This is a genomic window from Paenibacillus sp. JT22N7 (genome assembly GCF_059383875.1).
The window spans coordinates 189640-201544 of record NZ_JBXENY010000001.1; the positions used below are offsets into that span (position 1 = coordinate 189640).

The following is an 11905-nucleotide window of genomic DNA, read 5'->3' on the forward strand; positions in this document are numbered from 1 at the left end:
ACTTCCGCTCTGTTCATGCGTCTATTGGATATTGACGATAATGTGGCATATACTATTAGGGTGAGAGGGCCAGGTGAACATGACGATTGAGGTGAATAACGACGTGCGTAGTCGTAACTATAGATGGAATATTTTGGTTCTTATTTTTGCGTTATTCATTGCAGGCTGCAGCGGCAACAATAAAAATACAGAGGAACGACGGGATTCCCATGCTGGGGCTCAGGTTTCGCCAGTTGTTCAAGGTGTCCCCCAAGAGAAAGACAATTTGCTGGAGCAATACCGCCAGACGGTGCAAAATGCGAAGGAGCCGTTCGAAATAGTCTCATTCCTGAACGAAAATATGTCGAAAGCGGGACAGGAGCGGGCGGATACGATGATACGCGAGCTGAATGCGTATTATAACAATGATCTAGAACGAACGCAGGACGCTTTTTTTGAAAATAATGTGCAGGAGGTGCTGCTCCAGCAGCAATGGCCGATTACGGCTTCCAACGCCGCCGAAATTCAGGATGCCGCTGTGAAGCAGCTTGTTATTACGAAGCTGATGGGCGGCTACAAGCTGATTATGGTAGAGGGCACCATTTATCCGATCATTGATTTTGAATTGCAAAAGGTTTACAAAAATTACGTATCACAGCAGATGAACGATTATATTTTTTTGCGGGCGGTAGAATCCAATGAGGTATCAGCGAAGGATGCCGGACTGATCATAACGTGGGACAAGCTGGCTAATCGCGCCGTTTTGTCGGAAAACTATATTAAGACGTACCCAAACTCAGCAGAGCGCCCGGAAATCGAGCAGCTTTATTTAAACAGCTACTTATCGATGTATATTTATGGCCTCAATAATACGCCCATATTCGATATGGAAACGTATCGGCTGCTCAGCGAGGTCAAGGCGAGCTATCAAAAGCTGGTGAAGGAGCACCCGGAAACGGTAACAGCTCAAATTGTGTCTCAGTTTTTGGATGTGCTGGCGACGACGGATGAGCAAGTTTACAACCGGATCAATGGACAGCAGATGGATATCCGGGCGGTCAAGCAATTTCATGAACGTTTTCAGGCGAAAGCAGAAGAGTTGCTTGGTGCTTAAAAAGGCTGATTTATGACGTCAGAAACGGGCAAATTTCTTTTGCGTTTCATAGGCATTTCAAGTATGATGGATGTTAAAGATTAGCGACGTACAGTCAGAAGGAGCCTTTACATGAATTCAAAAACAAGTCATTGTAAAATCGTCGATTGCACTATTCGCGATGGCGGATTAGTAAACAACTGGGATTTCAGCGTAGAGTTTGTCCAGCACTTGTACAAAAGCCTGAACGATGCTGGCGTTGATTATATGGAAATTGGCTATAAAAACTCGCCAAAGCTGCTCAAAGGCGCAGAAAGTGCCGGTCCTTGGCGTTTTCTGGATGACGAGTTTCTGAGAACCGTTATTCCTAACAAAGGAACTACGAAGCTGTCTGCACTCGTTGACGTAGGCCGTGTAGACGAGAACGATATTTTGCCACGCAGCGAAAGCTTGCTTGATCTTATCCGTGTCGCTTGTTATGCGAAAGATGTGGACAAGGGTCTTGAGCTGGTTAAACTATTCAGTGACCGTGGCTATGAGACGACGCTGAACATTATGGCCTTGTCGAATGTAATGGAAAACCAACTGCTGGAAGCGTTCGAATTGATCAATGACAGCGTTGTTGATGTTGTGTACATCGTCGATTCCTACGGCAGCCTGAAGCCGAATGATGTAAGCTACTTGACGGAAAAGTTCCGCAAGTATCTTCCAAACAAACGTCTGGGCGCGCATATGCACAACAATTTGCAGCTAGCATTCGCTAATACGCTTATTGCTGCTGAGGGCGGCGTCGAGCTGCTTGATTCGTCCGTATATGGCATGGGCCGCGCAGCAGGCAACTGCAACACAGAACTGCTCGTATCCCAACTGCAAAACCCAAGATACAAAACACGCCCAGTACTCGATATGATTGAGAAATACATGATTCCGCTTCGTGAGAAGGAAGAGTGGGGCTACATTATTCCTTATATGATTACTGGTATTTTGGACGAGCATCCGCGTTCGGCAATGGCGCTTCGCGATTCCGAGGACAAGGATAAAGCGGTTGATTTCTATGACCGTATGACAACGCCAGAATTATCGCATAGCAAATAATAGCTGCCTTACAGCAGCTATACAATTGAAAAGCCCTGGAAAGTCCGTCCATGTTGGAAGGCGGCTGTCCAGGGCTTTTTGTATTGGATTGACGGGCTTTAGGCCTGCTGTACAAGCTGCTTGGTCATCGTGACATGAGGCATGCCTTCCTCCAAAAAAATCTCCGAAACCGTGCGATAGCCCAGTTTGCTGTAGAAGCCTTCTGCATGGGTTTGGGCATTTAGCTTGGCGGCGGTAAGTCCTTGGGCTGCGGCTGCTTGCTCCATCGCTTCGACGATGATTTTACCAATGCCAAGCTTGCGGTAGTCTGCCAAAATGCAAATGCGCTCCAGCTTGGCTGCACCGCCCACTACTCGTATTCTTCCTGCTCCTACTGGCACTTGATCGCTGAGGGCAAGCAGGTGCTGGGCCGTATCTTCAAATTCATCATATTCATTGGCAGCAGGGACGCCCTGCTCGTCAACAAATACGCTGCGCCGTACTTCAAATACGGCATTCCGGTCTTCCTGATTTTGAACCAGACGTGTAGTAATAGACATGTCAGTTAATTCCTCCTTTTTTCAATATTTCCACGATTATTGTTCGTTATTTATAAGACGCAATTCGCCTTCGCCGCGAATCGCTGCCGCATAATGCTTCTCATTGGGGTGGAAATAAGCGGTACCTTCGAATTTGCGATTGTCCAATGAGGTGACGCGCAGCTCAATTCGGATGTCCTCGCTTTGATTGAACCATTTCAATACATCGGCATCTGCAATGCCGTTCGCATCGACGTACCACAAAGCCGAGCCAAAGTCTGTCACTAAAAATAAGTCGGCATTTGTAAAAGTAAGCTGACGAGTCCCCTGCTGATAGGTCATTTCAATATTGGTTAACGCTATCGTTTCCATCCGTTTATCCTCCTAAGAAAAACGCCGCATATGGTCTGGACAAGCCAGCGCTGCAGCCTGTTAATCATTTTAATGTTGAATATGCTTTTATGCAACAATCATTGCCCCGCAATCGTCTAATGGAAAAAGATAGAAGGGGGATTTAAGATGCAAAATACAAATAAACTCATCTTAATTCGCACAATGGTCATCATTATCGCTTTCATGCTGGCAGCAGCTTGCTCTGGCAGCATGAATAACGGCTCTGATCGGAGTAATTCCACGAAACCGGGGGATACAGCAACAGGAGATAACACAACGGAAGATACTGTAACTAAAAATGCTGAAGACAGCGGAGGGGACCAAGCACCAAGCAAAGGAGAAACAACGGAGCCTGCTCCTGAAAGTGAACGCAGAGAAAGTGGAGACAGGCGTTATACTTCGCAACAGGCGGAAGTGAAGGCAGGACAGCTTACAGCTGGTGAATGGGATGATTTGGCCGCATGGCAGCGCTTCGGCAATTTACTCAATAGCAAAGAGGGCGATGACAATGCCCGCTATTGGTCGTTTCACGCTTTTAACCGTCTTGAGGTCGTTGTGACATCAGGCGGGCGTGCAGTATCCGATGCTGTTGTGAAGCTAAGTGACAATCAGCGCGAGCAAGAATGGGAAGCGCGTACAAATACGGATGGAAAAGCTTATTTATTTGCCGGACTTTTTAACAAAGAACAAAACGATAAGCAAAGCCATTATAAAGTCGAGGTGCAGGCAGGCCAGTACCAAAAGAGCATAGACCAGATTAGCCTGCCGGAGCAAGGCACGCTCAAGGTTGATTTTGGAGGCGAAGCTGAGCTCGCCAATTCAGTCGATATTATGTTTGTTGTGGATACGACAGGCTCAATGGAGGATGAGCTGCGCTATTTGGAGGCCGAGCTGAAGGATGTAATCGGCAGGGTAGGCGAGCAGCATGGCCAGCAATTGGATATAAGGCTCAGTGCCAACTTTTATAAGGATAAATTTGATGATTATACGGTGAAGTCGTTTCCGTTTACGAAGGATGTCGATCAGGTGGTCCGGAAATTGGCAGCGGAAAAGGCTGATGGCGGCGGCGATTATCCCGAAGCGGTGGATGCGGCGCTGCGCGATGCCATTCATGGACATGACTGGAGCGACCAGGCGAGGGCAAGGCTGTTGTTCCTCGTATTGGATGCTCCGCCGCATTATAACACTAAAGTAGTTAATGAAATTCAGGAGCTGATCCAAACGGCAGCGGCCGAGGGCATCCGTATAATTCCCGTCGCCTCCAGCGGTGTAGATGTACAAACGGAATATTTGCTGCGCTTTATGGCGGTGGCGACGGGAGGGACGTACTTGTTTCTGACAGATGACAGCGGAATAGGCGGCGGCCACTTGGAGCCTGCTGCCGGGGAATACGAGGTGAAGCCGCTAAACGATCTGCTAGTTGAAATGATTAATCGGTACGTTCAGCCGTAATATCATGCTCATAGTTATAAGCAATTAGAGTAATGGCTGCTCCGGTTTGGTCGGACAGCCGCTGCTCTAATTGTTTTATTTCTGCAAGGGCATCCTCATTATGATTCAAATCAGCGATTGTGTAGCTGCTGTTAAACACCATGTAGGCATTTCCTCCTCCTGTACGTAGTTGATTGTACATATATGATGCCGTTCCTTCTCCTTCATGATGCACGCTCCAAGGGTAGGTTATACAATGTTTCAGCTGTGCCTTGTGAATTGTCCTTTGCTGTCTTGTAAGGTAAACTGTTACAAGAGGATAACTGAAGGAAGGGAATTGCAGCATGATTTTAAAATTAATCTCCCGGAGCAAACAGCTTGTACCGCATTCACCTGTCAGAATATTATCTTTGTATGCGGTGCTGGCTTTGCTTCTGTTTAGCGCTGTGCTGTTAGTTGGCCTCATGCCAGCCGATGCACATGCAGCTCGAATCTTAGAGCCTAAGCAGATTTCTGGTGCTTTCCCAACACTGGCAGCAAGCTTTAATCCGCATGAGCAGGTTGGACATGACCAGATGGAAAATATGGATCACGGCCACGACAGTGGACTCAGTGTCAGCACAGCCTTATTTTATACAGCAAGAATTGTGTATTACACCGCGCTGCTGATGGCGGCCGGAATGATGCTGTGGTTCAGTGGCATTCGCTCAGGAAGCGATGAACAGCGCAAACGAATGCAGCAATGGAGCCTGCCAATGATGCGGGCGCTGCTGCTGGCTTCCCTATTGTATGTATTCGCCAATGCGAGAAGCTTGATGGAAGGCTACGGAGGCGGAGGGCCGGAATGGTTGAGGCTGTTCACCGAAACGAATACCGGCCAAGCCTGGCTTGCGCTGCTTATCTTGTCGCTTCTTGGCTTTGCTGTTATCAAAGCAAGCGATACGTTCAAGCTCATCTGGGCGCTGCTGCTGCTTGCTATTGAGAGCTGGAGCGGCCATGTGGCGGCGCTGCAGTCGAATATGAATTTGGGCATCGTGCTTGATTTTATCCATCTCGCTTGTGCGGCTGTATGGAGCGGGGGCTTGATGATTTTGCTGGGCTTATGGTTTGTTGATCGGAAGGAAGCAGGGCGGTTTGCAGAACGCTTCACGACAGCAGCTTGGATATCCATGGCGCTGCTTATCATTACGGGTGCGGCGATTACGCTGTTGCTGCTGCCAAGCCTGTCCTATTTATTTTATACAAGCTGGGGCATATGGCTAATTGTGAAAATCGCGCTGGTCGCGCTCGTCATCGTCACAGGCGCTTTGCTTCGGGCCCGTGTTCGGCGGGGGGAGCTGCCACACGGCTTGATGCTGAAAGTGGATGCAGGCTTAATGCTGGCGATCACGCTCATTGTCGGCGTGTTCACCTATATGAGCCCACTACCAGACAATACGCCAGTCCGATTTCATAAGATGGGGGAAACGCGACATTTTACCGTTAATATAACGCCTAATGAGCCAGGAACGAATCAATTCGAGGTGAAAATATGGCTGCCGGAGCAGCTGGGAGAGCCTTCTGAAGTAAAGCTGGTGCTGCATTCGCGTGACAGACAGCAGCTTGCGCCACTTGAGGTGCCGCTGGCGATTTTTGAGGATAAGTCGTATGAATCGTTTCCTGGTTTTGTGAGAACGTCGTACCATGCAGAGCAAATGGACATCCCATTCCCCGGGAAATGGACGGCCGAGCTGCATGTGGTCGATAAGAGTGGGGAAAAGGTGGAAGAAAGCATCGATTTTGAAAACTATTAATGCAAGCTGGGAGCGGTAGCGAGTGTCATATCGATGGTTGAAATGGTTGATCTTGTGGATTCCAACACTTATAATTGGGCTTTGGGAATATGTCCGGCATGCGTTCCTGCTGCCATACATTTCAATGGATTTGGGCAATGTGCTTGCTCCTGTGCTCGTGTTTCTAGTTACACTGACGCTGCTGCGCGGTTTGTTCAAGCGTTTAGAGCTAATGCAGGATGCGCTGCAGCGCGAACGGCTGTCGAAATCTTCATTTGAGCAGCGCGAGAAGCTGGCGCGTGAGCTGCATGATGGCATTTCGCAGTCGTTGTTTCTGCTTTCCGTGAAGCTGGATAGCTTGGAGCACGCCCATACACCGGAGGGTGTTCGTCAGACGACTGAACAAATTCGTGGAACAGTCCGGCACGTGTATGAGGATGTTCGCCAGTCCATTGCCAACTTGAAATCGTCAACAGCTGCAAGTCCTGCTGAAGGGCCTTGGCGAGCAGCCATTCATTCCCTTGCCGAGGAGCTGCGGGAAGCTGGGGGCTATACTGCTGAAGTTAATTGGCAATTGTCTGAGCATGCGCTGTCGGACAAAGAGAAGGTCGAGCTGATGGCAATTGTGCGCGAGGCGCTGATGAATATTCGCAAGCATACACATGAGGCGCATGTGAGCATCGCCTGTTATCCGCTTGAAGGCGGAGCACTGGGCAGCTTTCATTGTATCGTAGCGGATACAGGGCGAGGGGCAGACGCCGAGCAGTTGGAGGCGAAAGGCCGCTATGGCATTCGCATGATGCGTGAACGAGCAAAGCAGATGGGCTGGACGCTTCGTGTAAAGAGCGAGCGGGACCAAGGAACTTGTGTGGAAATAGCAACGGAGCCTTTAAGCGACAGTTAGCATGAAGACAACGATTAAAAGGAAGCACAAATGATAATGTGGGGAGAGTGAGCAGGTTGAGCAGAAAACAGGTATTTACAGGTTCTCCATGGGAGCCGCTTGTCGGCTACTGCCGCGCCATTCGTGTTGGCAACCGGATTGAGGTCGCAGGAACGACGGCGATGAAAGATGGCGAAGTAGTAGGCAAAGGAGATCCATACGAGCAAGCTCGGTTTGTGCTGCAAACGATCGAGAAAGCTTTGGCTGAACTAGGGGCGAGCATGTCCGATGTTGTGCGGACAAGAATGTTCGTTACCGACATTTCAAAATGGGAAGAAATCGGCAAGGCGCATGGCGAGTTTTTCCGCACGATTCAACCAGCATCCACGATGGTAGAAGTCAAAGCACTCATTGATCCGCTATTATTGGTCGAAATAGAGGCCGAAGCCATTATTCAACAATAGGCGAGTCTAAAAACAGCTCCTTGCTCATCGTAAAGATGGACGGAGCTGTTTTTCGTTGCTTTTGTTTAGGCTTTGTTAAACCTTAATAATGTAGTAAATGTATAATGTAGATATCCCTCATGAACAAAGGAGAACTGAAAATGAGAAAACTCGTTCTATTTCTGCACACATCGCTTGACGGTTTTGTAGAAGGGCCGAATGGTGAAATGGACATTGGCTGGGTTTCCTACGATGCTGATTTGGAGAAACACGCGAAAGAAATTCTGAATACTGCCGACACTGTCATTTGGGGGCGTGGGACTTATCAGATGATGCACAGTTACTGGCCATCTGTGCCTTCGAACCCATCAGCTTCGCAGCATGAACGGAATCATGCCGAGTGGATCGAAAAGACAGCCAAAATCGTTTTTTCCACGACGCTGGAGAAAGTCGAATGGAATAATTCCAGACTCGTGAAAGAAGATGTCGAGGAAGAGATCAATAACCTCAAACAGCAGCCAGGCAAGGATATGGTCATCCTCGGTAGCCCTAGGTTCGCACACCACCTTATGCAGCTTGATTTAATTGATGAATATAAAATTACGGTTTCTCCCGTCCTGATCGGTAAGGGATTGCCGTTATTCCAAGGTCTCAAGGAGAAGATCAATCTTAAGCTAATCGAAAACAAGACCTTTGATTCTGGAGCCATAGGTCTCGTTTACCAGACGGTAAGATGACCTTGTCACTTAAGGTGATTACGCTAAACGGGAGACGTTAGCTCAATTAACCGCCTTTTCGCAAAGGCGGTTTTCTTATGGTCATAAATCAACATTAGAATTTAACATAGCCTTTGTTTAAAAATAATATATTTTCAGAGGTGTTGTTTAAATATCAGTGCAAATAAGTTAAAGCGGTTTCAAAGCCTATATATCTGTTGTAACATGTAGGGGATCAAAATGTGAAGGGCGGGGTTTAAATGCAAGTGAAGCAAGCACCGAAAGGCGTCTGGCCCGTTATGCTTACACCGTTTACCAAGGATAATGAGGTTGATTATCCGGCTCTGGAACAGCTGATTAATTGGTACATAGACAATGGTGTGCATGGGTTGTTTGCGGTTTGCTTGTCCAGTGAAATGCTTCATCTCTCTTTGGAGGAAAGGGTAGCGGTAGCGCGCTTCGTGCAGGAAAAGACGGCGGAAAGAGTGCCTGTCGTGGCTTCAGGCCACATTTCGGAGTCCTTTCAGCAGCAGCTTGAGGAGATTAGGCAAATTTCAGCAACGGGCGTGGATGCCTTCGTACTCGTAACGAACCGTCTGGCTGCCGAGGATGAAGATGAAGAAGCTTGGAAAAAACGTGCGCAAACGATTTTGGAGACGTTCCCTGATGTGACCTTTGGGCTTTATGAATGTCCAATTCCTTATCACCGCCTATTGTCGCCAGAGCTTGTCAAATGGTGTGCAGATACGGGCAGATTTACTTTTATGAAGGAATGCAGCAACAATCTAGAGCAAATTAAAGCGAAAATCAAGGCAGCGGAAGGCACTCCGCTTAACATATTTGTAGCGAACAATCCTCATGTACTTGAAGTAATGCAATTGGGTGGCGGCGGATACAGCGGCATGCTCGCCAGTTTCCAGCCTGATTTGTATGCTTGGCTGACGGACAACTGGGACAAGCAGCCGGATAAAGCTGAATGGCTGCAAAACTATCTCGGAGCATCCTGTCTCTATGAAGGTCGTCATTATCATATCGGCACCCGCTATTATTTGCAGCTTGAAGGGCTGGAAATTACGCTGAAAAGCCGCTCGAAAAAAGCATCGGATTTCAAAGTGACACATGAGCGCGAAATCGAGCAGTTCAGGAAATTCAATCAATTTGTCAAGCAGACTTTATTAGAATAGCGGCTGCTTGAAGCAGGCGGCGCCATCTTTCAAAGATGGCGCTTTTTTGCTAGCTAAGTAACTTTTTTAGATGCTCCACGTCTAAATAATTTACAGAGATAAGACAACCGCTACTTTTTGATGACGGAGGTTATGATGATGTTGAAAAAATTCGCGTTGGGCTTAATGGCAGCGGCACTGCTGGCTCTTCCAGCCCTTTCGGCGCCTGTTTTTGCGGCTGATCGGCCTATAGAGCTTACGAATGGAAAATTGAAGGACAACCGGATGCTTATTCCGCTGCGCGATGTTGCACAAAATATGGGGGCTGCTGTAGAGTGGAGCCAGAAGCTTCAAACGATTGAAATCCAAAAAGACGGTATTGAAATGCTTCTTACGATTAACTCAAAAAAGGTGCTTGTCAATCAAGCTGAAACGGAGCTCGACGTACCGGCGCAATTAATCAACAACACGACCTATGTTCCTCTGCGGTTCGTCAGCCAAATGCTGGGTGCAAGTGTAGACTGGAATTCATATGGCCAAGTCGCAACGATTACATTCGAAGGGAAGCAGCTTGTTGTATATGTGGAGCCGGTTAAGCTTTTGGCCGCTGAAAAAGCATCGGCAGCCCGCCTGAAGCAGCTGTCTGATAAATTAAACGAAGCAGCCGATGTATCATCCGTGAAGCAGATTCGCACTTATTTCAAGCCTTATTTTACCGACCGACTCATTAATGTCATCATTCAAAATAAAGGCCTGGAGTATAATTATACGTTTAAAGATCCAGTAACGTCTGGCAGCTATAGAACCAAAACAACAGGAAGCTTTCTTCAATCGCTGGACATTGGCCATGATGCTTGGGAAACGGAATTCATTATGCGAGGCACTAAAATAATCAAGGTGAATGGCATATGGAAGGCGGATAGCGTCAGCTTTACCAAAGGCAAAAATCCGATTTCGGGAGCTTAACTCGGGCAAATTGCGTGCCAGTTATTGCATCGCGCCATTCATTTGCTTATAATGTAAAAGATATTGTATCCATATGAGTTGAAATGCTGAGACGGAGAAAAGTAAGCAGTGCCTTCACACAGGGAGAAGTCGCCATAGATTGAGAGCGTCTTTCGTGAAAACAGGCTGTCTGAAGTTCACTCCTGAGCAGACTTCTGAACCCGGCGTGGCGCCAGCAGGTGCTGCATGCCCGCAAGTAGGAATGTTTCGGTTCCCGCCGTTAACGGGATTGAGGAGCAAGCTAGTGCTATCCCTGTCCGTACAGAGAGGGAATAAGCAGATTGTTCGAATTAGGGTGGTACCACGGTTCTTTCGTCCCTTGCGGGAAGAAGGGGCCTTTTTTGTTTGTTCAAAAGAATGAGGAGGCGAGCATCAGATGAAGGAACGTTTGGAGGCTTTGCGCGGCGAAGCGCTGCAGGAGCTGCAGCAGGTAGACAATCCGCAAGTGCTTAACGACCTGCGGGTAAAATATTTAGGGAAAAAAGGCGCACTAACCGAAATTTTGCGCGGCATGGGCGGACTTAGCGCCGAGGAGCGTCCGATTATCGGCCAAGTCGGCAATGACGTGCGTACGGCGATTGAAGCCGTTATTGAAGAGAAGCAGGCGGTATTCCAGCAAGCGGAGACGGAAGCGCGCTTGCGCGGCGAGACGATCGATGTGACGCTGCCGGGTAAAGCATTGCCAACTGGAGCCGTACATCCGCTAAACAAGGTAGCCCAGGAAATTGAAAATATTTTCATCGGGCTCGGCTATACGATTGCGGAAGGCCCAGAAGTAGAGACGGATTATTACAACTTCGAGGCATTGAACCTGCCGAAAAACCATCCGGCGCGCGATATGCAGGATTCGTTTTACATTACCGACGATATTTTGATGCGTACGCAAACATCCCCGGTTCAAGTGAGAACGATGCAAGCGATGAAAGGCAAGCCGATCAAAGTTATTTGTCCAGGCAAAGTATACCGCCGCGATGATGACGATGCGACGCATTCCTTCCAGTTCAATCAAATTGAAGGTCTTGTCATTGCGCCTAACATTCGCATGAGCGATCTGAAAGGCACGCTGCTGCAATTTGCCCAGCAAATGTTCGGCTCGCAAACGCAAATCCGTCTTCGTCCAAGCTTCTTCCCATTCACGGAGCCAAGCGCGGAGGTTGACGTAAGCTGTGCGCAATGCGGCGGACATGGCTGCCGGATGTGCAAGCAGACGGGCTGGCTGGAAATTCTCGGCTGCGGCATGGTGCACCCGCGCGTACTGGAGATGGGCGGCTACGATCCGAACGAAGTGAGCGGATTCGCCTTCGGCATGGGTGTAGAGCGAATTGCGCTGCTGAAATACGGCATTGACGATATTCGTCATTTCTATACGAACGATCTTCGGTTTTTACAACAATTCGCGAAAATGTAGCAGGAA

13 protein-coding genes are annotated in these 11905 nt (G+C 48.3%); 10 read left to right on the top strand and 3 right to left on the bottom strand.

Going from position 1 to position 11905, the window contains the following annotated elements:
• Positions 1-73: 73 nt before the first annotated feature.
• Together AC50Y5_RS00835 and AC50Y5_RS00840 are read left to right on the top strand one after the other, a co-directional pair.
• Positions 74-1093, top strand: coding sequence for a hypothetical protein (locus AC50Y5_RS00835; protein WP_494857812.1), 1020 nt, complete (start codon positions 74-76; stop codon positions 1091-1093).
• 111 nt (positions 1094-1204) lie between these two features.
• A complete protein-coding gene (locus AC50Y5_RS00840; RefSeq protein WP_046233068.1) occupies positions 1205-2167 on the top strand; it encodes an aldolase catalytic domain-containing protein in 963 nt (320 codons plus the stop codon).
• 98 nt (positions 2168-2265) lie between these two features.
• Here AC50Y5_RS00840 and AC50Y5_RS00845 read toward each other — a convergent pair whose 3' ends face one another.
• Positions 2266-2700: a GNAT family N-acetyltransferase gene (locus AC50Y5_RS00845; RefSeq protein ID WP_235533138.1), complete on the bottom strand. Its 435-nt coding sequence runs from the start codon at positions 2698-2700 to the stop codon at positions 2266-2268.
• A 42-nt stretch (positions 2701-2742) separates the two neighbouring features.
• Entirely contained in the window at positions 2743-3057 is a 315-nt protein-coding gene (locus tag AC50Y5_RS00850) for a hypothetical protein (RefSeq protein ID WP_056034340.1), read from the bottom strand.
• Between the two features lie 147 nt (positions 3058-3204).
• Between AC50Y5_RS00850 and AC50Y5_RS00855 the strand changes: the two genes are divergently transcribed.
• Positions 3205-4530: a VWA domain-containing protein gene (locus AC50Y5_RS00855; RefSeq protein WP_056034343.1), complete on the top strand. Its 1326-nt coding sequence runs from the start codon at positions 3205-3207 to the stop codon at positions 4528-4530.
• Here the strand turns inward: AC50Y5_RS00855 and AC50Y5_RS00860 are convergent.
• On the bottom strand, positions 4508-4711 hold the full coding sequence (locus tag AC50Y5_RS00860; RefSeq protein ID WP_155973100.1) for a hypothetical protein: 204 nt from the start codon (positions 4709-4711) through the stop codon (positions 4508-4510). The two genes, AC50Y5_RS00855 and AC50Y5_RS00860, sit on opposite strands and share 23 nt — an antisense overlap.
• A gap of 142 nt (positions 4712-4853) precedes the next feature.
• Here AC50Y5_RS00860 and AC50Y5_RS00865 point away from each other — a divergent pair, with 142 nt between their 5' ends.
• The 7 genes from AC50Y5_RS00865 to pheS all read left to right on the top strand — a co-directional run bounded on the left by AC50Y5_RS00865 (position 4854) and on the right by pheS (position 11899).
• Entirely contained in the window at positions 4854-6302 is a 1449-nt protein-coding gene (locus tag AC50Y5_RS00865; RefSeq protein WP_494857820.1) for a copper resistance D family protein, read from the top strand.
• Between the two features lie 22 nt (positions 6303-6324).
• A complete protein-coding gene (locus AC50Y5_RS00870; protein WP_056034349.1) occupies positions 6325-7185 on the top strand; it encodes a sensor histidine kinase in 861 nt (286 codons plus the stop codon).
• A 56-nt stretch (positions 7186-7241) separates the two neighbouring features.
• Positions 7242-7628 (top strand): RidA family protein, encoded by a 387-nt coding sequence (locus tag AC50Y5_RS00875; protein ID WP_056034351.1) that lies wholly within the window; start codon positions 7242-7244, stop codon positions 7626-7628.
• Positions 7629-7768: 140 nt separating this feature from the next.
• Entirely contained in the window at positions 7769-8344 is a 576-nt protein-coding gene (locus tag AC50Y5_RS00880; protein ID WP_494857822.1) for a dihydrofolate reductase family protein, read from the top strand.
• 239 nt (positions 8345-8583) lie between these two features.
• Positions 8584-9507 (top strand): dihydrodipicolinate synthase family protein, encoded by a 924-nt coding sequence (locus AC50Y5_RS00885; protein WP_494857824.1) that lies wholly within the window; start codon positions 8584-8586, stop codon positions 9505-9507.
• A 132-nt stretch (positions 9508-9639) separates the two neighbouring features.
• On the top strand, positions 9640-10452 hold the full coding sequence (locus tag AC50Y5_RS00890) for a copper amine oxidase N-terminal domain-containing protein (protein ID WP_494857826.1): 813 nt from the start codon (positions 9640-9642) through the stop codon (positions 10450-10452).
• 415 nt (positions 10453-10867) lie between these two features.
• Positions 10868-11899, top strand: coding sequence for a phenylalanine--tRNA ligase subunit alpha (pheS, locus tag AC50Y5_RS00895; RefSeq protein WP_494857828.1), 1032 nt, complete (start codon positions 10868-10870; stop codon positions 11897-11899).
• Positions 11900-11905 lie beyond the last annotated feature (6 nt).